This is a genomic window from Staphylococcus agnetis, assembly GCF_002901865.1.
Lineage (GTDB): Bacteria > Bacillota > Bacilli > Staphylococcales > Staphylococcaceae > Staphylococcus > Staphylococcus agnetis.
Window position 1 is genome coordinate 50796 of sequence record NZ_PPQF01000047.1, and the last position, 24393, is coordinate 75188.

General features: G+C 35.2%; 22 protein-coding genes and 1 riboswitch. Of the genes, 10 read left to right on the top strand and 12 right to left on the bottom strand.

The window, feature by feature from the left end; translation table 11 throughout:
* Positions 1-49 precede the first annotated feature (49 nt).
* From CD172_RS07850 to brnQ3, 7 genes are all read left to right on the top strand, one after another.
* Entirely contained in the window at positions 50-2839 is a 2790-nt protein-coding gene (locus tag CD172_RS07850; RefSeq protein ID WP_103346007.1) for a 2-oxoglutarate dehydrogenase E1 component, read from the top strand.
* 13 nt (positions 2840-2852) lie between these two features.
* The gene (gene sucB / locus CD172_RS07855) at positions 2853-4094 is read left to right on the top strand and encodes a dihydrolipoyllysine-residue succinyltransferase (protein WP_103346008.1); all 1242 of its coding nucleotides are present in this window, start codon (positions 2853-2855) and stop codon (positions 4092-4094) included.
* 310 nt (positions 4095-4404) lie between these two features.
* On the top strand, positions 4405-5220 hold the full coding sequence (locus tag CD172_RS07860; protein ID WP_103346009.1) for a VOC family protein: 816 nt from the start codon (positions 4405-4407) through the stop codon (positions 5218-5220).
* An 11-nt stretch (positions 5221-5231) separates the two neighbouring features.
* Positions 5232-5435 (top strand): DUF6501 family protein, encoded by a 204-nt coding sequence (locus CD172_RS07865; protein ID WP_037564389.1) that lies wholly within the window; start codon positions 5232-5234, stop codon positions 5433-5435.
* Between the two features lie 74 nt (positions 5436-5509).
* Complete coding sequence (locus CD172_RS07870; RefSeq protein ID WP_103346010.1) at positions 5510-6304, top strand: ATP-binding protein; 795 nt, start codon at positions 5510-5512, stop codon at positions 6302-6304.
* 11 nt (positions 6305-6315) lie between these two features.
* Complete coding sequence (locus tag CD172_RS07875; protein WP_103346011.1) at positions 6316-8205, top strand: vWA domain-containing protein; 1890 nt, start codon at positions 6316-6318, stop codon at positions 8203-8205.
* A gap of 119 nt (positions 8206-8324) precedes the next feature.
* The gene (gene brnQ3 / locus CD172_RS07880; protein WP_037564398.1) at positions 8325-9671 is read left to right on the top strand and encodes a branched-chain amino acid-like transporter carrier protein BrnQ3; all 1347 of its coding nucleotides are present in this window, start codon (positions 8325-8327) and stop codon (positions 9669-9671) included.
* A gap of 57 nt (positions 9672-9728) precedes the next feature.
* On the opposite strand, the gene CD172_RS07885 is transcribed toward brnQ3, so the two are convergent.
* The 3 genes from CD172_RS07885 to CD172_RS07895 are packed head-to-tail and all read right to left on the bottom strand — an operon-like array spanning position 9729 to position 11846.
* Positions 9729-10907 (bottom strand): toxic anion resistance protein, encoded by a 1179-nt coding sequence (locus CD172_RS07885; protein WP_404829375.1) that lies wholly within the window; start codon positions 10905-10907, stop codon positions 9729-9731.
* An 11-nt stretch (positions 10908-10918) separates the two neighbouring features.
* Positions 10919-11554, bottom strand: a complete 636-nt coding sequence (locus CD172_RS07890; RefSeq protein ID WP_037564403.1) for a 5-bromo-4-chloroindolyl phosphate hydrolysis family protein — start codon at positions 11552-11554, stop codon at positions 10919-10921.
* A 22-nt stretch (positions 11555-11576) separates the two neighbouring features.
* Positions 11577-11846 carry an acylphosphatase gene (locus CD172_RS07895; RefSeq protein ID WP_103346013.1) on the bottom strand — a complete coding sequence of 90 codons (270 nt, stop codon included), beginning with the start codon at positions 11844-11846 and terminating at the stop codon, positions 11577-11579.
* A 390-nt stretch (positions 11847-12236) separates the two neighbouring features.
* On the opposite strand from CD172_RS07895, the gene CD172_RS07900 reads away from it, so the two are divergent.
* The gene (locus CD172_RS07900; protein WP_037564408.1) at positions 12237-12545 is read left to right on the top strand and encodes a DUF1033 family protein; all 309 of its coding nucleotides are present in this window, start codon (positions 12237-12239) and stop codon (positions 12543-12545) included.
* A 178-nt stretch (positions 12546-12723) separates the two neighbouring features.
* Positions 12724-12924: a cold shock protein CspA gene (gene cspA / locus CD172_RS07905; protein WP_001831260.1), complete on the top strand. Its 201-nt coding sequence runs from the start codon at positions 12724-12726 to the stop codon at positions 12922-12924.
* A gap of 224 nt (positions 12925-13148) precedes the next feature.
* Here the strand turns inward: cspA and lysA are convergent, their stop codons facing one another.
* The 8 genes from lysA to CD172_RS07945 all read right to left on the bottom strand — a co-directional run bounded on the left by lysA (position 13149) and on the right by CD172_RS07945 (position 22163).
* Positions 13149-14414, bottom strand: coding sequence for a diaminopimelate decarboxylase (lysA, locus tag CD172_RS07910; RefSeq protein WP_103346014.1), 1266 nt, complete (start codon positions 14412-14414; stop codon positions 13149-13151).
* On the bottom strand, positions 14411-15484 hold the full coding sequence (gene alr, locus CD172_RS07915; protein ID WP_103346015.1) for an alanine racemase: 1074 nt from the start codon (positions 15482-15484) through the stop codon (positions 14411-14413). The genes lysA and alr overlap by 4 nt, the downstream gene beginning before the upstream one ends.
* Positions 15485-15486: 2 nt before the next feature.
* A complete protein-coding gene (locus CD172_RS07920) occupies positions 15487-16635 on the bottom strand; it encodes a M20 metallopeptidase family protein (protein WP_103346016.1) in 1149 nt (382 codons plus the stop codon).
* Between the two features lie 138 nt (positions 16636-16773).
* Positions 16774-17493, bottom strand: a complete 720-nt coding sequence (gene dapD / locus CD172_RS07925; protein WP_060551025.1) for a 2,3,4,5-tetrahydropyridine-2,6-dicarboxylate N-acetyltransferase — start codon at positions 17491-17493, stop codon at positions 16774-16776.
* A 16-nt stretch (positions 17494-17509) separates the two neighbouring features.
* Positions 17510-18232, bottom strand: a complete 723-nt coding sequence (dapB, locus tag CD172_RS07930; RefSeq protein ID WP_103346017.1) for a 4-hydroxy-tetrahydrodipicolinate reductase — start codon at positions 18230-18232, stop codon at positions 17510-17512.
* Entirely contained in the window at positions 18229-19107 is an 879-nt protein-coding gene (dapA, locus tag CD172_RS07935; RefSeq protein WP_103346018.1) for a 4-hydroxy-tetrahydrodipicolinate synthase, read from the bottom strand. Before dapA ends, dapB begins: the two co-directional genes overlap by 4 nt.
* A gap of 23 nt (positions 19108-19130) precedes the next feature.
* Positions 19131-20114, bottom strand: a complete 984-nt coding sequence (locus CD172_RS07940) for an aspartate-semialdehyde dehydrogenase (RefSeq protein ID WP_060551019.1) — start codon at positions 20112-20114, stop codon at positions 19131-19133.
* 114 nt (positions 20115-20228) lie between these two features.
* A riboswitch (Lysine riboswitch) is annotated at positions 20229-20406 on the bottom strand.
* 149 nt (positions 20407-20555) lie between these two features.
* The gene (locus tag CD172_RS07945) at positions 20556-22163 is read right to left on the bottom strand and encodes an ABC-F family ATP-binding cassette domain-containing protein (protein WP_060551017.1); all 1608 of its coding nucleotides are present in this window, start codon (positions 22161-22163) and stop codon (positions 20556-20558) included.
* 156 nt (positions 22164-22319) lie between these two features.
* On the opposite strand from CD172_RS07945, the gene CD172_RS07950 reads away from it, so the two are divergent.
* The gene (locus CD172_RS07950) at positions 22320-23228 is read left to right on the top strand and encodes a CvfB family protein (RefSeq protein WP_060551016.1); all 909 of its coding nucleotides are present in this window, start codon (positions 22320-22322) and stop codon (positions 23226-23228) included.
* A 95-nt stretch (positions 23229-23323) separates the two neighbouring features.
* Here CD172_RS07950 and CD172_RS07955 read toward each other — a convergent pair whose 3' ends face one another.
* Positions 23324-24268 carry a hexose kinase gene (locus CD172_RS07955; RefSeq protein ID WP_157950603.1) on the bottom strand — a complete coding sequence of 315 codons (945 nt, stop codon included), beginning with the start codon at positions 24266-24268 and terminating at the stop codon, positions 23324-23326.
* Positions 24269-24393 lie beyond the last annotated feature (125 nt).

Sequence of the window (24393 nt, forward strand, 5' to 3'; positions counted from 1 at the left end):
GCTATGATTGTCCTGTAAGCGTTTTTATTTATACTGTGGAGGGTGGATTATGAAGAACGATAAACAGGTGACTGAGGCACCTGTAAACTTCGGAGCGAATCTAGGATTAATGTTAGAACTCTATGATCAGTTTTTAGAAGATCCAAGTTCAGTCACTGAAGATTTACAAGTGCTCTTTAGCACAATCAAAGATGGCGAAGCAACTGTATCACAAAAGTCAAATCAAACAAGCTCAGGGGATAGCACCATTAAACGTGTTATGAGGTTGATTGATAACATTAGACAATATGGGCATTTACAAGCAGATATTTATCCTGTAAATAAGCCTGAACGTAAACATTTACCTAAATTAACAATAGAAGATTTTGATTTAGATAAACAAACGCTCGAAGGTATATCTGCCGACATCGTATCAGAACACTTTAAAGATATTTATGATAATGCATATGAAGCAATATTAAGAATGGAGCAACGCTACAAAGGCCCAATCGCGTTTGAGTATACACACATCAATAATAATAAGGAACGTGTATGGTTAAAACGTCGTATTGAAACGCCGTATAAAGCAAATCTTAATACTGAAGAGAAAAAAGCTTTATTTAAACAACTTGCTCATGTAGAAGGATTCGAAAGATACTTACACAAAAACTTTGTGGGTGCAAAACGTTTCTCTATTGAAGGTGTGGACGCATTAGTACCGATGTTATCACGCACAATTAAACGTGCTTCTGAAGAAAATATTACTAATATTCAAATTGGTATGGCACATCGTGGTCGTTTAAATGTGTTGACACATATTCTTAAAAAACCATACAGTATGATGCTTTCTGAATTTATGCATACTGATGCGATGAAATTTTTACCAGAAGATGGCAGCTTAAATTTAACATCCGGTTGGACGAGTGATGTGAAGTATCATTTAGGTGGTGTAAAAACCATTCATGACCACGGGCATGAACAGCGCATTGTTTTAGCAAATAATCCGAGTCATTTAGAGGTTGTCGCACCAGTGGTAACTGGACGCACACGTGCTTCACAAGATAACACTAATCGTTCGGGCCAAATTGAAACAAACTTTAATCAAGGTATGCCGATAATCATTCATGGTGATGCTGCTTATCCAGGACAAGGGGTCAACTTTGAAACGATGAACCTGGGCAGTTTACATGGTTATTCTACAGGTGGGACATTGCATATTATTACAAATAACCGTATTGGATTCACAACGGATCCTATAGATGGTCGCTCTACGACTTATGCGACAGACGTTGCAAAAGGATATGATGTTCCTATCATGCATGTCAATGCAGATGATGTAGAAGCAACAATTGAAGCCATTGATATCGCTATGGAATTCCGTAAAACATTTAATAAAGATGTTGTCATCGATTTAGTCGGATATCGTCGTTACGGACATAATGAAATGGATGAACCTTCACTTACTAATCCGTTACCATATAAAAACATTCGAAAACACGACACGGTAGATATCATTTACGGTAAAAAGCTTATTGATGAGGGCATTATTACTAAAGAAGATATGGACAATGTCATTTCAAGTGTTCAAAAAGAAATGCGTGAAGCACACGATGCTATCGATAAAAATGATAAAAATAATAATACCGATATGAACATTCCAGAAGGCATTTCTAAACCATTGGAGAGTAATGACAGTGCGCTTTCGTTTGATCGATTAAAAGAAATTAATGATGCAATGTTAACTTACCCTGAAGGCTTCAATGTGTTTAAAAAATTGAATCGTATTTTAGAACAACGACGTCAAGCATTTGATAGCGAAACAGGACTCGTAGACTGGACGCATGCGGAACAACTTGCTTTTGCCACAGTAATGCAAGAAGGCACACCAATTCGAATGACTGGTCAAGATAGTGAGCGTGGTACATTTAGTCATCGTCACGCTGTATTACACGACCAAGAAAATGGTGATGTTTTCGTTCCACTTCAAAATGTGCCGAATCAAAAAGCAACATTCGATATTCACAATTCACCATTATCAGAAGCTGCTGTTGTAGGTTTCGAATATGGATACAATGTTGAAAACCCATCTTCCTTTAATATTTGGGAAGCTCAATTTGGTGATTTCTCTAATATGGCTCAAATGTATTTCGATAACTTTATTTTCTCAGGAAATGCCAAATGGGGAGAGCGCTCAGGTCTCACTTTCTTCTTACCACATGCGTTTGAAGGTCAAGGACCAGAGCATTCATCAGCACGTTTAGAGCGGTTCTTACAACTCGCTGCAGAAAATAATATGACCGTATGTAACTTGTCAAGTTCAAGTAATTACTTCCACCTGTTGCGTGCACAAGCAGCAAGCTTAAATACGGATGCAATGCGACCGTTAGTCATCATGTCACCAAAAGGATTATTACGAAATAAAACAGTCGCAAAACCAATTGCGGAATTTACTCAAGGTGGCTTTGAGCCAATATTAATTGAAGATTACGATGCCTCAAAAGTTAAAAAAGTCATTTTAGCTACAGGTAAAATGTTTATAGACCTTAAAGAGCGTCTTCAAAAAGAACCTAATCCAGAAATTCTATTAGTCGCAATTGAGCGCTTATATCCTTTCCCTGAAGAAGAAGTGGCACAATTATTATCGTCACTTGAGGGTATCAATACAGTGACATGGGTTCAAGAAGAACCTCAAAACCAAGGGGCTTGGCATTATGTATATCCTATACTCTCACGCATTCTTGATAAAGACATTGCGCTTCAATATGAAGGTCGTAAACACCGTGCAGCACCATCAGAAGGTGACGGAGAAATTCACAAACTGGTTCAAAATATCATTATTGAAAAAAGTTTAAATATCTAGGGGGCATTTGAAAATGGCAGAGGTAAAAGTTCCAGAATTAGCAGAATCTATCACAGAAGGTACCATTGCAGAATGGTTAAAACAAGTTGGTAACACAGTTGAAAAAGGTGAAGCCATCCTCGAATTAGAAACAGACAAAGTCAATGTGGAAGTCGTCTCTGAAGAAGCTGGGACACTTCAAGAATTACTTGCCAATGAAGGTGATACTGTAGAAGTAGGACAAGCTATTGCAGTCGTTGGTGAAGGTGGTGGCAATGCATCAAGTGCAACACCAACTGAAGAAAAATCGAATAAAACTAACGAAGATACTTCAAATCAGAAATCATCTCAAGCAACAGATTCTGAAAAACAAGCGTCCACATCCAATGAGAGAATTAATGCCACACCATCAGCGCGTCGTGCAGCACGTGAAAAAGGTATTAGTTTAAATGAGGTGCAAAGCATCGTACGAAAAGAAGATGTAGAACGAGGTTCAACATCTCAAGCTTCTACAACGCAAGAAAAAGCATCCCAAACAGAAGCAAAACCACAAAAACCTTCTACGCCGTCAAAACCAGTCATTCGAGAAAAAATGACACGTAGAAAACAAACAGCTGCTAAAAAGTTACTTGAAGTGAGTAACCAAACAGCAATGTTAACGACTTTCAATGAAGTAGATATGACAAATGTAATGAATCTACGTAAACGTAAAAAAGAAAAATTTATGGAAGATCATAACGGTACAAAACTTGGCTTCATGTCGTTCTTTACTAAAGCTGCAGTCGCTGCTTTGAAAAAATATCCAGAAGTGAATGCAGAAATTGATGGAGATTACATGGTAACAAAACAATTCTACGATATTGGTGTTGCGGTATCAACACCTGGTGGTTTGTTAGTACCAAACGTCCGTGATTGTGATAAAAAGAACTTTGCTGAAATTGAAGAAGAAATCGCGAACTTAGCTGCCAAAGCGCGTGATAATAAACTTTCTCTCGACGATATGATGAACGGTTCATTTACTATTACTAATGGTGGTATTTTCGGTTCAATGATGTCTACACCAATTATTAATGGGAACCAAGCTGCGATTTTAGGTATGCATTCTATTATTACACGTCCAATTGCTGTTGATGGAGACAAAATTGAAAACCGTCCTATGATGTATTTAGCATTAAGTTATGATCATCGCATTATTGATGGTAAAGAAGCAGTAGGATTCTTAAAAACAATTAAAGATTTAATTGAAAATCCTGAAGATTTATTATTAGAATCGTAAGAAGCGTAAATAATACTAACCCACCTAGCATTGTTGTTAGGTGGGTTTCTTTAAAATCATTGACACTAAACAATGTGCACAACTCTTTTTTTCTAACATCTTCATATATATCTCAGCACACTACTACAACAATGATGTTTCTGTCATACCACTATAAATGCGAGGCTTAGTGAACTATATAAATCAGACTTTTATGCCTCAACCACATTTAATTTTATAAAGTAAGTTTCAAACTGTAATCTCTACAAAATTATCGCTTTATGATACACTTAAGCATATATTAAGTGTTGATTATAGTGGAGGTTGTATCATGAGTGGTATTCGAAGCGTTACATTAGCTACAGATAATTTAAATCAAACGATTGAATTATTTCATCACACACTTGGACTGAATTATAAAAAACATCATGGTGCGATTCAATTCGGTGACGGAAATATATCGCCAGGTACACGTATTCAATTTGTTGAAATACCTCAAGGCTTATCTGAACCATACCGTCATTTTGATTCTATTGGTTTAAGAACACCTTCAAATGAAGGATTGGAGCATTATGCTGATATTTTAAATGGTGCGGACATTTCATTTTCTGAACCAAGTTTACTGAATGGCCACGCATATTTTGAATTTACAGATGATACTCAACAAACATTTTCAATTTTTTCAAATGAGCATAATTCAGGGGTAGGTCTTGGCATGCCGTATGAAGATAGTAGCGTTAATCCATTGCATCAAATACAAGGACTAGGTCCCATCGTGATTAAAACCAATGAATTAATGGTTACATTTTCTATGCTCACACAAGTCTTTGGTTTTACGCCATTGGGTGAGTATACTAAAGAACATGATGATAATAAGGTGGTTGTTTTACATTTAGATGAGGGTGGTTTAGGAACAGAAGTTCATTTATACACACCATCTTCGCCTATAAAATTTCCTGAGGTAGGTATTGTTGAACAAATAGAGTTTACTGCACGCGACGAACAACATTTAAATACTGCAATTAAACAACTTGAATTAAATGAACTTCCTTATCAACAACTTAAAAATGAACAAGATAAGACACGTGCAATTCGTATCAATGATGTGAGTGGCATGTCGTTTATATTAACTCTAGATGAATCATAAAAGGTGATATTATGTTACATGAAACGTGGAAAGAAAAAACGCCAATCAAACAAGTAAAGGTCGTCCATGTGGATGCCAAAAAATTCAAAGTTAGTCATATGTTAACGATAGGCAAAGTTTACGATGTCGTTAATGAAACTGAAGAATACTATCAAATTATTGATAATTCAGGCCTTGTAGGCGGCTACTATAAAACATATTTTGAAGAAGTTTAAAATTAAAAAATGATGAAAAAAACGGGGGTACACTTGTACTCACGTCTTTTTTCTTGTTAAGAAGGGTGAATAAAGTGACACAAACTAAGGGATATATAAACGCTGATGAAAATGTATTTGGAGATGCGGTCAAGCTATTTCAATTAAATAAAAATATTTTACTTAAAGGGCCTACAGGTTCAGGAAAAACAAAACTTGCCGAAACTTTGAGTCAAACACTCAATATACCTATGCATCAAGTGAACTGTTCAGTAGACCTTGATACTGAAAGCTTATTAGGATTTAAAACTATAAAAACGAATGACAATGGCCAACAAGAAATTATTTTTATAGATGGTCCTGTCATTCAAGCGATGAAAAAAGGACATATTTTGTACATTGATGAAATCAACATGGCAAAACCGGAAACATTACCAATATTAAATGGCGTTCTTGATTATAGACGTCAACTCACTAATCCATTTACGGGTGAAGTGATTAAAGCCGCTAAAGGATTTAAAGTTATTGCTGCAATCAATGAAGGATACGTTGGAACGTTACCTATGAATGAAGCATTAAAAAACCGTTTTGTGGTGATTAATGTAGATTATATAGATGGTGACACACTTCACGATGTTATTAAGGCACAAAGTCTACTACAAGATTCGGCACGTATAAAGCAAATTATTAAATTTAACGAAGACTTGCGTACTATGACAAAACAAGGGCAACTTTCAGAAGAAGCAGCAAGTATTCGAGCACTTATAGACTTAAGTGATTTAGCTACAGCAATGCCTGTCGAACGTGCGATACAACGTACAATTATTGATAAATTAGAAGATGAAAGAGAACGACAAGCTGTACAAAATGCTGTAGAACTAAACTTTTAGAAGGTGACACAATGAGCGATCGTTTTATACTCTTTAACGATGAACAATTAGACGCCATGAAAGTGATGATGCTTCAAGATTTATCACGTTTATTGTTAAAAAACCCTGAAACACAAGTGAAAATTCATAAATTCCCATATTATGATGCAATTGATAACACTGTTATATGTAGTTCATTTTGGGCGCATCGACCTGAACATATTGAGAAGACAGGCTTAAAAACAGATGTATTACTCGCAACTTACAGTTATTTTAATATGGCGCCTCACATCGTGAATGCAGTACTTCAAAATGACGAAGCTTTTCAACATCCAAAATTTTATAGACAGTTATTTAAACTGATTGAAGAAATGCGTATGCTTCACCTCATTGAAAATGAACGTCCCAGTGCATCAAAAATGATTCAAGTGCGTCGACAAATTCGCCAACAATATTGCCAAACTCAAATTAAAGTTTATCGTACAAAAACGTTATATTCGGATTTATTGTTTTTAAATTTAGAATATGCATTTTTAACAGAAAACTTTTATGATATTCCTTATATTCATGATGATTTAACGAGTATTTTACAGCACATGTATCACTATTTACCTGACTTTTTTAACCTACAAACAAGTGAAGATAGTTTATTGTTAACGCAACGCATTATGTTTCAAATTGATGATTGGTTGACAGAGGATATGTTAAATGAATATTATCATATTCCTCGAAGAGTATATGAATCTATTGGTCATTTATCATTAGATGATATTAGACGTATGGATGCATCACAAACGGATGGCCAAACGCAAGAATCTGACTGTGTTGATACTGAATCAATTGAAATGAAATCATCTGATAGTGAAACAGCAGGTGGTGCGTATCTCGAAATGGAACTTCATGAAGGACAAAATAGCGATGTTTTGAATGAAAGTGATACAGCTAGAGAAGGCGACAGCACAGATGATATGACAAATATGGAAGCTAAAAAAGGGCATGGCTCAAAAGATAGCATTGATGATGAAGAAGGCGGGGAGTTACACGGACGTCATCCGCTTTTAGCTTTATCTGGTATCAATCAATATGTAGATATTAAATGGAATAGACCGGAAATACAACCTGAACATATGATAGCCTACGCTAAAGTGCAACAGTCTGTACAATATGAAACACGTGATTTAATACAAATTATTAAAAAAACGATTGACCGCGAATATCAAGATCAACGTAATGATTTAACTAAAGGCCGCTTACAAAAAAATTTAATCAACTGGTTTGTTGATGATCAGTATAAAGTGTTTTTTAAAAAAGCAGATATGAGCCAATCATTTGATGCTACATTTACATTACTAATAGATGCCTCAGCAAGTATGCATGACAAAATGGATGAAACCATTAAAGGTGTAGTCTTATTTCATGAAACACTTAAAACGTTAAATGTTCGTCATGAAATTCTAGCATTTAATGAAGATGCATTTGATGCTGATGAAACATATCAACCTAATATCATCGATGAAATCATTCAATATCATCAATCCATCTATCATAGCGAAGCACCTAGGATCATGAGTTTGACGCCACAAGATGATAATCGAGACGGCGTTGCCATACGTATTGCAAGTCAGCGTTTGCTCACACGTGCTGAAAATCAAAAGTTTTTAATTGTTTTTTCAGATGGTGAACCATCCGCTTTTAATTATAGTCAGGATGGTATTTTAGATACGTATGAAGCAGTCGAACAGAGCCGCAAACTTGGTATTGAAATTTTCAATGTATTTTTAAGTCAAAATCCAATAACCGAATCAACTGAACAAACCATTCACAATATTTATGGTGCATATGCCATCTTTGTGGAAGGGGTAGAAAACTTGCCGAGTTTATTATCACCTTTACTGAAAAAACTATTGTTGAAATCATTTTAACGCATTAAAGCTCAAAATGGAGAAAATATTTTCAAATTTTCTGAAATTTTATGGACGCTTTTATCTATATGTGATAGAATGAGACATAAATTTTAAAAGTTGATTGAAGGAGTAGCAATATGAACAAAAATACACTTGTTATTGGGTTTATGTTATTTGCGATATTTTTCGGCGCAGGTAACTTGATTTTCCCACCATCTTTAGGCCTTTCTAGTGGCCAATATTTTTGGCCATCTATTTTAGCCTTTGTTTTAACAGGTATTGGTCTTCCATTATTGGGGATAGTGGTAGGCGCACTTGATAAACAAGGTTATGTTGGGGCTATTAATAAAATCCATCCAGGATTTTCAATTATATTTTTAGTTGCGATTTATTTAACAATTGGACCGTTATTTGCGATACCACGTACAGCATCGACGTCTTTCGAAATGACAATCACGCCAATTATCGGAACAAGTAATCCAATCGCGTTATTAATTTTTACAATCATCTATTTTGCGATTGTATTATATTTATGTTTGAATCCTGGAAAAATCGTAGATCGTATTGGTGCCATTTTAACACCTTTACTACTTATTACGATTGTTGCAATGATTGTTAAAGGGTTCATCGATTTTGGTGGTAAACCGAATAACCAGGCAGACCCTGAAGTGTATACCTCTAATTTAGCCGGTTTTTCTAAAGGTTTTACTGATGGTTATTTAACAATGGACGCCATTGCAGCTATTGCCTTTTCCATGATTGTTATCAACGCAATTAAAGCGACAGGGGTTAAACATGCGAATCAAATTTTTAAACAAACAGCTTTAGCCGGTTTAATTGCAGCATTTGCACTGGCTGTTATTTATATTTCATTAGGATTTATCGGAAATCATATCGTATTATCTGAAACTACAATGCAACAGCTTGTGGCTCAAGATCGTAATATTGGTGCCCATTTACTAGTCACAATGGCAAATACAGGCTATGGTGCATTTGGTAAATACCTTCTTGGAATCATTGTCGCTTTAGCTTGTTTAACAACTGCGTGTGGTTTAGTCGTAGCAGTTAGTGAATATTTCCATGGATTATTTCCTAAAGTATCATACAAAATTTTTGTTATCTTTTTTACTTTTATCAGTTTATTCTTATCAAATTTAGGATTAAATGCTGTGATCAAATTATCTGTACCAGTTTTATCCATCATTTATCCAATCGCGATTACAACTGTTTTACTCATTTTAATCGCACGTTTTATACCAACACGTCGCATTACGCAACAGATTACCGTTGCTGTGATCACTTTAGAATCTATCCTTAGCGTAATACATGCAAATGGATGGGCAAACTTTAGCTTTATAAGTAAATTGCCTTTACATCAATTCGCTTTAGAGTGGTTCCCAATTATGGTTGTGACACTCATTATTGCATACGTCATTGGTGCATTCGTCAAAAAGTCTAATATTATCGTATACGAAAAAGAATAAATCAACATACAACGCCCACAATCACGCATATGCATGATTGTGGGCGTTTTCTTATAACTATTGATATAATTTTGTTTGATTACGGTGCTTTTCAGCGTCACCTAATCGTTGACGTAAATTAGCCTCTAATTGTTGTAAATCTTTTTCAGCTTGCATACGTTTTTGTCTACCTTCAGCTTGAATTTGAAGCGTTTCTTCAATCGTTTGTATAATGTTATCTTGTGTTGTTTTTAACGTTTCAATATCAACAATACCACGTTCATTTTCTTCAGCTGTAATACGTGCATTTTGTTTTAACATTTCAGAATTTCTAAGGAGTATTTCATTCGTTGTATCCGTCACTTGTTTTTGAGCAACTGCTGCTTTATTTTGACGTTGTAACGTAAGGGCAATGGCCATTTGATTTTTCCATAATGGGATACTTGTTAAAATAGAACTTTGTATTTTTTCAGCCAATGCTTGATTAATATTTTGAATCATTCGAATTTGTGGTGCAGATTGTAACGTAATTTGACGCGACAATTGTAAATCATAAATACGCTTTTCTAAGCGATCTACAAACTGTTCCATATCTGCAACATCTTGTACAGCCATTTGGTTATCACTTTGTTGTACCTTCGTACGCATTTCAGGTAACACATGGGTAACAATTTCATGCTTTTTCTCTTCAGCTGCTGCAATATATAAATTTAAAACATCATAATAATCTTTATTTTGAGTATAAAGTTGATCTAATAGCTTGTTATCTTTAACAAGTAATGATTTATTTTTATCAAGTTCTACCGAAATACGATCAACTTGAGCACTCACCGATTGCATGCGAGAAAAAAGCTGTTGCATTGAATTTTTTGAACGCTTAAACCATTTCTTTAACATACCATCATTTTTTTGTGATAATTCTTCAGGATTTACTTCTTTTAATTTTTTCATTAAGCTTTCTAAAGTATCACCAATTGGACCAACGTCTTTGGACTGAATTTCACTTAACATTTGATGTGAAAATTGAGATAAATGAGATTGCGCATTTGAGCCAAAGTGTAACAAACTGTCATGGTCTAAAGGCTTAATTTGTTGTGATAGACTTTTAATTTTTTCTTGATCTTGCTTAGAAAATTGCGGTTGTTTTTCATTGGTCTCTTCTAAATGCATTTGGTCTGATGGGGTCTTTTTTTGATCATTATTATCAAATGAACTAAAATAGTGATCTAATGGATGACCTTGATCAACTTTTGACATATCATTATCTCTCATTTTTCATGCTCCATTTCTTTTCGTTTTTGATACATTTTATTAAGTCTCATTTCAGTATCTAATTGATTATAGTCCTGTGCATTAACTTCTTTTAAATCAGCGACTAAAGTGCGTCTGACTTCTTCAAGTGTTATTCGAGTTTGTTGCAGCATTTGACGTTCTTCAGCTGACTTAGCAGGCATTTTTGCAAGTCGTGTATAGCTTTCTATTAAATTTAATGCATTATCAATATGTGTATAATAAAAACTTTCAATGTTATAGAATAGATCCGGTCTTTGACGAACGGTCGTATTTACCGTTCTAGAAATACGGTAAATATCATTCACTAGTTTAAAATCATTTATGGACCGCACATTGATAAACGTTTTAAAAATACGTTTGATTTTATTTTGAGCCGTATGAATTTGATGCGTAATATAACGATAGTCTTTACGCGATAGATTTAATTCCTTCAAGTAACTTCTTGATGTTAATCTTTGAGTAGGAATGTACCCTAATATAAATCCAGCAGAACCAATTAAAATATCATATATTAACATAATATCTAGTGTGAAAATACTTGTTATAAATGCACCAATTGCTACTGGAATTCCTACAAGTCCTCCAAAAAGCCTTGAAATTTGATATCTCATAGTCATCTTCCTTCATATATCATCATTCTGTTTTAAAATCAGTTAACGTCGTATCTATATCTTTTGATTCAATTGTATAATCGCTCACATCAGAAGCAGGTGAGGCACCTTTAATTACGGCTTCAGTAAATGTCTTTAAGTTTTCTTCAGATCCTTGTGCGTCTACTTCAACAAAATCTTGCACATTTTTAACATAACCTACAATGTCATATTTCAATGCAAGCCTTTGTGTAAAATAACGAAAGCCCACACCTTGAACACGTCCATAAACGCGTATGAAATTATGTTTCATAACTACCACCTCTTATGTTAATTATACGGATTTTAGATTATAAAGACTAATAATTTGCCAACGAAATGCTATATAATTGCGTCACATGAAATGATGAGCTTTTAACATTATAAGAATGTTAAACTAGGGGAGTACTGTACATGCAATGAAGCATTTTTTGTGCAATAACATCGTCACTTCGTTTAATCTGTATATAGGTTCTATCATCATTAACATTGAATGCGTATCAATCATCAGCTTATGATTATTATGAGACGTTCTTTAATGTTAGATTGTTTGAACGCTTACATATATACTATGAGTTGCATTACTCTATTATTACTTGCAATTCAATGCAAAAACACTTATTTTGATAGATATTACGATTTGTAAGAATAGGGGGCTAAGTCAATGTGGGAAGTTGTAAAAATACGCACCGATTATGAAGGGTGGTGGCTTTTTGACGATTGGAGAGACTATTCTATCGAAACTTACTACTTTGAAACTTATGCATCGTTTATCAATACATACACACATTTAATTAAAGAAGCACAAGCATCTTATGATAATTGTATCGTAGGTAAACACCACATGTATGCTTTTTATAATAATTGCGATATGAATTATTGTGAACATTGCGATGAAGATCTTCAAATATTTGATAGCTTTATCATATTAAACAATGAAAAAATTTATTATAATCTACCTTTAATTGACTAATTTAAAAATTTTCATTTCGATATTGCAAATACAGTAGTGTTCACGTATAATAGTTTTTAAGCAATGGCATTATTCCATATTGCAAAGAATATTTTAATGCTTTATATTGTCGAAATAGTATTTTTTGTAATATGCGAATAACGCATATTGAATTTTAGTCTTGGAGGTTTCACAGATTATGAAACAAGGTACAGTAAAATGGTTTAACGCTGAAAAAGGTTTTGGTTTTATCGAAGTTGAAGGTGAAAACGACGTATTCGTACACTTCTCAGCTATTAACCAAGAAGGTTACAAATCATTAGAAGAAGGTCAATCAGTTGAATTTGAAGTAGTTGAAGGCGACCGCGGTCCACAAGCTGCAAACGTTGTTAAACTATAATAAATAGATGCAATATTGACTAATACAAAACAGTGAGGAATGCTTCACTGTTTTTTTATTTTGTATAAGTGCTTCTCCATAATCATCTCAAAACTTCACTTAACACTCTCTTGAGAAGGTAGGTTACACTTATACATAGATGAAACATTTTGATAATACAAAAGGGGAACTATCATTTGTAGTCCCCCAATATAACAGTCTCATTAATTAATCAAACGTATCATTTATTTAACGTCATTGATGATGAGTTGACGTAATGACTGCCTTTTTATAACTTCTCTCGCTTTACCATCTGATATGAAAAATACTGCTGGCTTTTGTATTTGGTTATAATTCGATGCCATACTGTAATGATATGCTCCTGTGGATAATACTGCTAGATAATCTCCGCGTTGTACACTGCTAGGTAATTTAGCCTCATGAATTAATATATCGCCAGATTCACACAATTTACCCGCAATCGTTACTGTATCCTCACTTGGTTCATTGCGATTCACAAGTTTAACATCATATTTCGCATCATAAAGTGCAGTGCGAATATGGTCACTCATACCACCATCTACTGATACATATTTATTAACATTGGGTATCTCTTTAATTGAACCGACTTCATATAATGTCACACCCGCTTCTGCGACAATAGAGCGACCTGGTTCAATACTCAATGTAGGGAGTGGATAGTCCAAATCATGACAAGTGAATTTTATATTCTCCACAATTTCCGGAATACCTTCTTCAATGTTAAATGAAGAATCTCCATCCACATACTTTACAGCGAAACCGCCACCGATATTAAGCATTTCAATATTGATATTTGATGTTTTAAGCCACTTCAAAACGATTTTAGCTGTTTCTTTCATTCCTGTTGTTTCCTCAATTTGTGAACCTATGTGAAAATGAATCCCCTTTAAGTGAAGATGTTCACTATTACGAACCATCTCTACACCTTTCTGAGCTAAACCATGTTTGATAGATAAACCAAATTTACTTTTCTCTTGACCCGTTTGTATAAATTCGTGAGTATGCGCTTCAACACCAGGATTGACTCGTATTAAAACATCAATGGACTCAGTTGCGTATTGGTCAATGAGTGCGATTTCATCAAGAGCATCTACTACAAAATAACCAATCCCACACTTTAAAGCATATTGAATCTCGTCCTTTGTTTTATTGTTACCATGAAAATGTATGCGTTTAGGATCGAACCCAGCTTCTATCGCTGTATATAATTCACCAATAGACACAACATCTAAATCAAAGTTCTCTTCATCTGCTAACTTGACCATTTGGATACACGTAAATGCCTTCGACGCATATGACAACACATAATTAACATCCATTTTTTGAAACGCTTGATGATAACGTCTCATTTGTTGCCGTATGTACATTTCATCATAGACAATGGTAGGGGTTCCGAAACTTTGTGCGAGTGTTTTTAAATTCGTATTTCCTAAAGTTAATACACCATTTTGATTGTATGAGACTGTCATGATTGATACTCCTTTATTAATGAATTTAAATTTAAAGCACTTAACTGTTCAGAATTTGCTCCGACACCTTTAAATGTATAATCATCGATGCGTAATATGTCATTATAGATGATAACCTCATCTCCAGCTTTAACATTTGCGTCGACTTCTACAAACATATGACTCATCATTAATGCTCGAATAGGATAGCGTTTGTCGTTGATTAACACATCATGTTGTGCCCGTGTTCTCAAAATCCCATCTCCATAGCCAATGTCAACGACCGCCAATTTTGTATGATCATTTTGGGCTGTATAAGCAAAACTATAGCCACAATGTTCTCCTTCATGAACGGTTCTCACCTGAATAACATTTGCTTTTAATGTCAGTGCTTGTTTAATGGTATGGCGAGGTACACTAGCAAACGGACGCGAACCATATAACGCGATTCCAACACGCACATGTGAATGCCTCGAGAAGATTCCATTTTCTCTAAAATAACTTGCACTATTTTGCGCATGAATTAATTCAAATTGATAGCCATCTTGATGAAGTTCATCCACAAGCGCGCGCCATTTTTGTTTTTCAATATGATAGTCTTCTACATCAAACTCGTCCGCATAACCAAAGTGTGTCCATAATCCAGTGACTATCATCTTATCACTCTGATTTTGAGCATGATCTTCTAAAACGTCACGAATGTCATCAATGTTTTGAAAGCCTGAACGATGTAACAGATTTTCGTATTCTATATGTACATGGATGTCAACCAAATCATGCTTATGCGTATCATAAAAAGATTTAGAGGGCAATGTAACATGAATATCATTCTCGCGTAGTACATCAAATTCTCGGCTCGGGTTCATTAAAAATATTGTGGCACGAGGTGCAAGCTGCCTGATTTGAATTGCTTCTGATAAAGAAGTCGTACTAAATGTGTCAATACCTTCTTCCATAAACGTTTTAATTGCAAATGCCAATCCATAGTTATATGCATTGTTTTTTACTACAGCCATAATGGGATAATGCTGTTTCACACGTCGAATATTTTCTCGAAAAAGTTGTGTGTTCAATTGCCATAATGCCGTCATGCTTACACCTCATTATAATTAAATAACAGACGTTCATAATAATCTGCAATGCGAATTAAAATATGCTCGTCAAAGTTTAAGTGAGGGGTATGTAACCCACTAACAAATTGTTTCAACTCATTTTTAGTACCAACAAATACAAAATAACTTGGTGCTACTTGACCATAAAAACTGAAGTCTTCCCCAAATAAGTAGGGTGTTTCATTTTCGATAACAGTATTTCCATTATATTCGATACTGTCGACGACATATTTTTTTAAACTAGGGTCATTCATTGTTGGTGGATATCCTTCAGCAAACGTCACGTCACACTTCACTTGAAATAGGTGATGCGCACTTTCAGCAATTTTTTGCATTTGATTTTTAATTATTGCTAGATCTTCCATACTGTACGTACGAATGGTACCTTCTAAATAACCTTGAGAAGGCACAGTATTTATTGCTTCTCCTGCTTTAAAATGACCAATGTGGACAATATTACGTTGAAGTCCATTAAGGTGATATTGTTGAATTTGAGCCAGTTGCGTTATCACATGATGTAATGCTTCTCCTGCTGATCGACCTTGTTCTTTATTAGCGACATGACTCGATTGTCCTTCCAAGTAAAAGCGATATTCTGTTGCACATGCTGTAATTTCATCATTTCGAATCGCAACCGAACCCTCATCAACAAAAGGCATGATATGCACACCATAAATAGCATTAATTTGATATTGTGCTAGGGCATTCGATTTAATCAAAAGATTGGCACCACCACCTGATTCCTCAGCGGGTTGAAAGATGAATACTACATTATGTGGTAACTTTTTTGCATCATAAAGTGCTTTACAACGTTTTACAAACAACATGAGCGCCGTTGTATGACCGTCATGTCCACACGCATGCATTTTATTGTCAAATTGGCTTCGATAATCCACATTATTTTGTTCATGAATAGGGAGCGCATCTATATCTGCACGAAATGCCAATGTATGATGACTATTCCCTTCAAGGTAACCAATAATACCCGTTTCGAGAGGACGTTGATAGGGGATATCAAGTTGCTTTAAAAAAGTTTCTATATAATTTGTAGTTTCATACTCCTCTAAACTTAATTCTGGATGTTGATGTAAATATCGACGATGCGTCGTTACAAATTGAAGTTCATCCATTTCATTCACCTCAGCTTATGTATAAAAAGGGGAGTGGCATTTTAACACCCTTCACCCTTTCAACTTTATATCATGTTCTTTTATAACGTACTATATCAATGTCACACTTTAATAAAACCTGACAACATAGCTTAGTCGTTAATCATTTAATTTTCGTAATGCAGAGACAATTTCACGTTTCGTATCTTCGACTTCATGCGTTTGTTTTATCACTTTGGCAGGCGTTCCAGCTACAACAGCGCCTGCTGGTACATCTTGCGTCACAATGGCGCCTGCTGCAACAATAGCACCTTCGCCGACACGTACACCTTCTAAAATTACCGCATTGGCGCCGATAAGGACGTTATCTTCAATGACGACAGGTGCAGCACTTGGTGGTTCAATGACACCCGCTAAAACTGCACCTGCACCTACATGAACATTTTTGCCAGTAGTTGCGCGGCCACCCAATGTCGCATTCATGTCAATCATTGTGCCTTCACCGACAACTGCTCCTATATTGATTGTAGCGCCCATCATTACCACAGCGCCGTCGCCAATAACCGCATGTTCTCTTATAAATGCACCTGGTTCTATACGCGCATTTGTATTGGTTAAATCTTTTAATGGAATTGCTGAATTTCTACGATCCATTTCAATTTCTAGATCTTCAATCAACATATGATTTTCTTCATAAAATGTTTTCCAATCATCCGCTTCACAAAAGATAATTTTTGAATTTTCTCCACCAAAAACATTAAAAGTATCTGGAAAATGAACTTCGCTAAATTCACCATTAATATACACTTTTATGGGTGTAGATTTTTTTGCATCGCTAATGTAGTTAATAATTTCCTCAGCTGTAAAATTTTGTACCATAGTTCACGTCCTCCTCTTATAAATCATCAAATGTATAATACCCATTTTGTTTATGAATTAATTTTGACGCTGCATTTAACGCACCATTTGCAAAAATGTCTTTAGATTGCGCTCGGTGTGTTAATGTAATGGTTTCATCAACACCCGCAAAAAGAACGTCATGTTCACCAACAATCGTGCCACCGCGTATTGCATGAACACCAATTTCATCGGCCTCACGTGGCTTTGATTTTTCATGCCTATCATATACCGGATAACTTTGTTCTCGTAAATCTTTAATCACATCATATAGCTTCACTAGCGTTCCACTAGGCGCATCGACTTTTTTGTTATGATGTGCTTCGGTGAGCTCAATGTCATAATCATTGAGCAGTGGTACAGCCACTTCCAATAGTTTTGTGAGTACATGCACACCATAACTCATATTAGCGCTAAAAAAGATTGGCATGTGTTGGCTTAAATCTTTTAATTTTGATGTTATTTTTTCCTTTTCACCTGTCGTGGCAACCACTAATGGAAGGTGAAATGAATCTTCTAATAATGGAAGTAATAAGTCAGGATGTGAAAAATCGATAGCGACATCTGCAGATTCAATGTCACTTAGTTTTGTAAATAAAGGGTAGGGGATTGGGCGTTTTTGATCATTTACAATCACACCTACAATGTGATGACCTTGTTCTTCTGCTAATCGTGCAACACGTTGGTTCATTGCACCATAGCCTATTAATACGATATTCAAGCTTCGACACCTTCCTTAAATTGTTGATAAACAGCTTTTAATTGCGCTTGTTCTTCTTCATTTAAAGGGACCAGAGGGAGACGCACTTCATATTGACCAAAACCTTCAAGCGCTGCTAAATATTTAATAGGGACCGGGTTAACATCAATAGACATTGCTTCTAGCAACTGTGAAATCGGTTCAAATAATTGTGCACGTGATTCAGAGTGACTATAAATTTCTTGAAACGCTCTCGGAATCACATTTGCAACTACTGATATCACACCATGCCCACCTTGATTATAATAATCAACGATATTATCATCATTACCACTATACAATGCAAATTGGTCTGTATCGATGTGTTGTTGAATTGCTTTCAAATAATCAAAATCATTTGTGGCATCTTTTAATGCAACAATATATGGGTTTTTACTTAAATGCACGAGTGTGTCAACTTCAATTGTAGAATTGGTACGTGATGGAACGTTGTAAAGTACAACAGGTAATTCAACCGCATTGGCTATCGCTTCAAAATGAGCAATAAGGCCACGTTGACTCGTTTTAAGGTAATAAGGCGTAATTAACATAATCGCATCTGCGCCGAGCGCTTTCGCTCGTAAAGAGGCTTGAATTGAATATGCTGTATTATTCGTTCCTGTTCCTACGATGATTGGCACACGTGAGGCATTTTCTTCAATGACCGTTTTCAAAATATTATCTTTTTCATCTTGTGTTAAAGTTGGATTTTCTGCTGTTGTTCCGTTTACCACTAAAGACTGAATGCCTTGGTCTATTAAATAATTTACTTGCTTACGAATGGCTGGATAGTCAACTTGATTATTTGAAAAAGAGGTGATAAGTGCCACACCCGTACCTTCAAAAATATGTGTCATAATATCTGACTCCCTTCAAAAATTTACGCTCTGAGTGCTAAGACTTGTTCAAGTACCTGTACAGCATTTAATGCGGCACCCTTAAGCAAGTTGTCAGACGTACACCAAATATGAAATGTATTTTCTAAGGAGTCATCTTGACGAATACGTCCTACAAACACCTCATCTTTACCCGTTGAATGAATGGCTAAAGGGTACGCATTGCTTTTTGGATCGTCCACTAAAACTACACGGTTATCTTTTTCAAACAATGCACGTATGGATTCAACTGAGGCCGGTTTCTCAAGCGATACATTAATGTGCACACTATGGCTGTCTTGAACTGGAACACGTACACATGTTGCAGTGACTTTTAAATCTGGTAAATTCAGAATCTTACGTGTCTCATCTATCATTTTTTGTTCTTCTTTTGTGTAGTCATTGTCTAAAAAGACATCAATATGCGGTAAAACATTGTTATAAATTGGGTGAGGATAAGCTTTAGGCTGCGCTCCGTGAGCACCATCTTCTAAATCTTTTTTCCCTTGCATTCCAGATCCTGATACAGCTTGATATGTCGTATAAGCGACACGTTTAAGCCCAAATGTATCTTGAAGTGGCTTTAAAGGTACGACAGATTGAATTGTCGAACAGTTTGGATTAGCGATAATACCACGTTGAAACGTAGGCGCATTAACTTCAGGTACTACTAAATCAACGTCATCTGTCATACGCCATTGACTTGAGTTATCAATGACGATTGCACCATGTTGTTCAAAAAGTGGGGCGAACTGTTCACTTGTTCCACCGCCAGCACTCATTAACACATAATCAAATTGACCGTCTGTTGCGGGCTCAGTCAATTCTTGAACAGTGTAGGTTTGGCCTTTAAACGTTACCTCTTGACCTGCAGAACGCTTAGACGAAAATAATACCAATTCATCAAAATGAATACCCTTACGTTCAATTGTTTCTAAAATTTTAGTTCCTACTAATCCTGTTGCACCTACAACTGCTAATTTTGTCATGTTTGTTCACTCCAATTATGTTTATTTAGACATTACTTTATGTCATTAAATTAAAGAAAGGGGCATCAATAAATAAAAAAACAAGTTCGGTGTGCGAACTTGTTAAAATTAATATACAAGTGATGCACTCCATTATCCGTAAATAATGACAGACTCTTAGCTCTTAACCACAGAATCCAACAAACAGTTTCTGCAAATCCTGTTTATTTCGGCATCTCACCCTTTGGATATATCTTGCTTGCAGGCAATGATTAATATATCTACTCATGATTGATGCGCCTCATCAGTAATGATTGAATTGTTATGTTTATCATTATACATAGCACTACTTGTCATGTAAACAGAAAAGGGCGATTTTTTAAAATTTACTGAAAATTTACGTTAAAAAAGCGTGGACGGAAACATCGTAAAGATGCGCGTCCACGCTTTTCATTGCACACATTATTTCTTTTTTAATAGTCCTTTTTCTTCTAAATAACGTTCATATGATATTTCTTTAGATAAACTACCCGTTTCATCAAGATCAATTACACGATTGGCAATTGTATTAATAAATTCAAAGTCATGTGATGTGAAGATCAGAGAACCTTTAAATGATTTTAAGCCTTCATTGACTGATGTAATACTTTCTAAATCAAGGTGGTTGGTTGGTTCATCTAGCAAGAGTACATTTGCACTTGAAAGCATCATTTTACTCAACATACAACGCACTTTTTCTCCACCCGATAGAACGCTTGCCTTTTTCTTAACTTCTTCACCACTAAATAACATACGTCCTAAGAAACCACGTAAAAACGTTTCTGTTTGTTCATCTTCAGGCGCATATTGGCGTAACCATTCCACTAAGTCCATATTGACGTTATCGAAGTACTCCGAATTGTCTTTAGGGAAATAACTTTGAGATGTTGTTACACCCCATTTAACCGTACCTTCATCTGGTTCCATTTCACCGGCTAATATTTTTAAAAGTGTTGTTTTAGCAATTTCACTTTGTCCGATTAATACCGCTTTATCATTAGGGTTCATTGTGAATGAAATGTTATCTAATACTTTTTCACCTTCTACAGTTTTAGAAATGTTCTGTACAAATAACAAATCATTTCCAATTTCACGCTCTGGTGTGAATTTTACAAATGGATATCGACGTGATGAAGGTTGGATATCATCTAATTCAATTTTTTCTAATTGTTTTTTACGACTTGTTGCTTGCTTAGATTTAGAAGCATTAGCAGAGAAGCGTGCAATAAAGTCTTGAAGTTCTTTAATCTTTTCTTCTTTTTTCTTATTTTGTTCTTGAGCCATTTTTTGTGCTAATTGACTAGATTGATACCAGAAATCATAGTTACCTACGTAGATTTTAATTTTTCCAAAATCTAAATCAGCAATGTGCGTACAAACGTTATTTAAGAAATGACGGTCGTGAGATACTACAATAACTGTATTATCAAAATTAATTAAAAAGTCTTCTAACCAGCTAATCGCTTGAATATCAAGTCCGTTTGTAGGCTCATCGAGTAAGAGTACGTCAGGTTCACCAAATAAACTTTGTGCAAGCAATACTTTAACTTTTTGATTGTTTTCTAGTTCAGCCATTTTTTTATCATGTAAATCTGAGGCAATGCCTAAACCAGAGAGTAGGGTAGCTGCATCTGATTCAGCATTCCAACCATTCATTTCTGCAAATTCACCTTCAAGTTCTGCAGCGCGAATACCATCTTCATCACTAAAATCAGGTTTCATGTAAATCGCATCTTTTTCCTGCATCACTTCAAATAAACGTTCATGACCTTTAATGACGACATCTAATACACGTTCATCTTCATATGCAAAATGATCTTGTTTTAACACGGCTAAACGCTCATCTTTACCTAATGACACATGACCTGTTTGTGAATCAATTTCTCCTGATAAAATTTTTAAAAACGTAGATTTCCCCGCACCATTTGCACCAATTAAACCGTAACAGTTCCCAGGTGTGAATTTTATATTTACATCTTCGAATAATTTACGATCACCAAAACGTAAACTAACATCGGTAACTTGTAACATGCATTTTCTCCTTTTATACAATAATACTAACGGGTGCATTATACCATATATTCAATAGTGTTTCGACATGATTTATCGTTTATAAAAATGAACACTTAATGCTTCTGTGCAATACTCATGATATAATGGTAATAATAAAATTACGAGGAGATAATTATGTCTTTTAAAGAAAATGAAATCGTTGGGACTATAGACTTTTTAGAAGTAAAAGCGCTAGAAGGATCAACATATATATTAGAAGGTCCGAACAAAGAAAAAGTAAAGTTAAATCCATCAGAAATCAATGATGAAGATGACTTAGAAATAGGGGAATCCTATAGTTTCTTTATTTTCCCAAACAGATCAGGAGATCTTTTCGCTACACAAAATATGCCCGATATTACAGTGGGACGTTATGATTTTGTAAAGGTGATTAGTACGGATCGAGACGGTGCGCGTGTAGACGTTGGTTTACCACGTGAAGTTCTTATTCCATGGGAAGATTTACCAAAAATTAAATCTTTGTGGCCACAAAAAGGGGATGAAGTACTTTGTACATTACGTATCGATCGTGAGCGTCAAATGTTTGCGCGTTTAGCCTCAGAAACGACAGTACAACAAATGTTTACCCCAATCCATGATGATCAGTATCAAAACCAAACAATTACTGCACGACCATATCGATTGTTAAGAGTCGGTACTTTTTTACTTTCAGAAAAAGGACACAAAATTTTTGTTCATGAATCTGAAAGAAAAGAAGAACCAAGGTTAGGTCAAGCAATGGATGTACGTATTATTGGATTTAATGACAAAGGGGAGTTAAACGGATCATTTTTACCATTAGCGCATGAACGCCTAGACGACGATGGTGAAAAAATCGTTCAACTTTTAGTAGAGTATGAAGGTGAATTGCCTTTTTGGGATAAATCCAGTCCTGAAGCCATTAAAGAAGTTTTTCAAATGAGTAAAGGTGCATTTAAACGTGCAATCGGACACTTATATAAAAAACGATTAATCAATATCGAGACAGGTAAAATCGTGCTTACAAAAAAAGGGCGGGCGCACGTTCAAGACAGTCAATCTTAAGGTCTGTAACATAAAAATTTGAGATATACTAAAACCTTCAAAGCAATTTGAACTTTGAAGGTTTTTCTTTATAAATAAATATTAAATTAAAGACTTTATAATGGCTGTATAGTTATTTGCGACAATAGTGTTTCAAAATCATGCATATCAATTTTTCCAGTCTCATGTTGCATCGCATTTGCCATTCCCGCAGCCATAGCACGCTTCGTCGCATTTTGAATATCTTCAGATTGCACCAATCCAGAACAAAATCCTGCAATAGAACTATCTCCAGAACCCACAGCATTTACAGCATTAATAGATGGTATATTAACTTGATAAAATTGAGAATGATGCTTCAATAATGCACCATCTTTCCCAAGTGTAACCAGGACGTTTGGCAATTGATTAAATATAGGTTGATTTAAAGCATTTTGCAATGATTGTATGGACAAATGACCCGGATTGCCCGTAAGTTCAGCAATTTCTTCTTCATTAGGTTTAATCAAATCGGGTTTAAAAACAGTCTCTTGCTTCAAAATTGTTGCTAACGTTGCACCATTCACATCTAAAATAACAAATTTATTTTGACGTTTCGCAATATCAATTAAATCTTGATACATCGTCACAGATAATCCTGGAGGAATACTGCCAGAAATAGCAATGATGTCATAATCTTTTATCAAAGTATCATAAAATGTGACAAATTGTTCCTGAACCGTCTCATTTAAAGCAATACCACTTTCTAAAACTTCGGTTTGAGCATCTTGTGTTATCATAGCAATACAAAAACGCGATTCTACACCACTATCCAAAAATTGATGGGGGATGTGTAAACGATCCAATTGTTGTTTGATAAATAAGCCTGACGTGCCACCCACAATACCACTTGCTGTTATGTCTAATCCTAATTGATGTCCTACGCGCGTAACGTTAAGCCCTTTACCACCAGCAGTTTTTGAAACTTGTGTCACTCTATTTGTTGTGTCGAGGCGTAGTTCCTCCATATGATAACTAATGTCTATTGACGCATTTAATGTGACGGTTAACACTTTTTTCATTGAAATCATCCTTGCTATATGAGAAATATATGTTTAATTTTGTTTATTTATGTTGTTTATATGTTAAATATATAACTTAAGGATGTTTAAGTCAAACAAATTAGCGCTTATCCATGTAGTGAATA

Bases quoted from the DNA above. Each gene is read 5' to 3' on its own strand.
- CD172_RS07860 (WP_103346009.1), top strand. From the start codon at position 4,405: ATGAGTGGTATTCGAAGCGTTACATTAGCTACAGATAATTTAAATCAA.
- cspA (WP_001831260.1), top strand. From the start codon at position 12,724: ATGAAACAAGGTACAGTAAAATGGTTTAACGCTGAAAAAGGTTTTGGT.
- CD172_RS07900 (WP_037564408.1), top strand. From the start codon at position 12,237: ATGTGGGAAGTTGTAAAAATACGCACCGATTATGAAGGGTGGTGGCTT.
- CD172_RS07945 (WP_060551017.1), bottom strand. From the start codon at position 22,163: ATGTTACAAGTTACCGATGTTAGTTTACGTTTTGGTGATCGTAAATTA.
- CD172_RS07875 (WP_103346011.1), top strand. From the start codon at position 6,316: ATGAGCGATCGTTTTATACTCTTTAACGATGAACAATTAGACGCCATG.
- sucB (WP_103346008.1), top strand. From the start codon at position 2,853: ATGGCAGAGGTAAAAGTTCCAGAATTAGCAGAATCTATCACAGAAGGT.
- CD172_RS07895 (WP_103346013.1), bottom strand. From the start codon at position 11,846: ATGAAACATAATTTCATACGCGTTTATGGACGTGTTCAAGGTGTGGGC.
- CD172_RS07890 (WP_037564403.1), bottom strand. From the start codon at position 11,554: ATGAGATATCAAATTTCAAGGCTTTTTGGAGGACTTGTAGGAATTCCA.
- CD172_RS07850 (WP_103346007.1), top strand. From the start codon at position 50: ATGAAGAACGATAAACAGGTGACTGAGGCACCTGTAAACTTCGGAGCG.
- lysA (WP_103346014.1), bottom strand. From the start codon at position 14,414: ATGACAGTCTCATACAATCAAAATGGTGTATTAACTTTAGGAAATACG.
- CD172_RS07885 (WP_404829375.1), bottom strand. From the start codon at position 10,907: ATGTCAAAAGTTGATCAAGGTCATCCATTAGATCACTATTTTAGTTCA.
- CD172_RS07950 (WP_060551016.1), top strand. From the start codon at position 22,320: ATGTCTTTTAAAGAAAATGAAATCGTTGGGACTATAGACTTTTTAGAA.
- brnQ3 (WP_037564398.1), top strand. From the start codon at position 8,325: ATGAACAAAAATACACTTGTTATTGGGTTTATGTTATTTGCGATATTT.
- alr (WP_103346015.1), bottom strand. From the start codon at position 15,484: ATGACGGCATTATGGCAATTGAACACACAACTTTTTCGAGAAAATATT.
- dapD (WP_060551025.1), bottom strand. From the start codon at position 17,493: ATGGTACAAAATTTTACAGCTGAGGAAATTATTAACTACATTAGCGAT.
- CD172_RS07940 (WP_060551019.1), bottom strand. From the start codon at position 20,114: ATGACAAAATTAGCAGTTGTAGGTGCAACAGGATTAGTAGGAACTAAA.
- CD172_RS07865 (WP_037564389.1), top strand. From the start codon at position 5,232: ATGTTACATGAAACGTGGAAAGAAAAAACGCCAATCAAACAAGTAAAG.
- CD172_RS07955 (WP_157950603.1), bottom strand. From the start codon at position 24,268: ATGAAAAAAGTGTTAACCGTCACATTAAATGCGTCAATAGACATTAGT.
- CD172_RS07920 (WP_103346016.1), bottom strand. From the start codon at position 16,635: ATGGATGAACTTCAATTTGTAACGACGCATCGTCGATATTTACATCAA.
- dapA (WP_103346018.1), bottom strand. From the start codon at position 19,107: ATGACACATATTTTTGAAGGTACGGGTGTGGCACTTATCACCTCTTTT.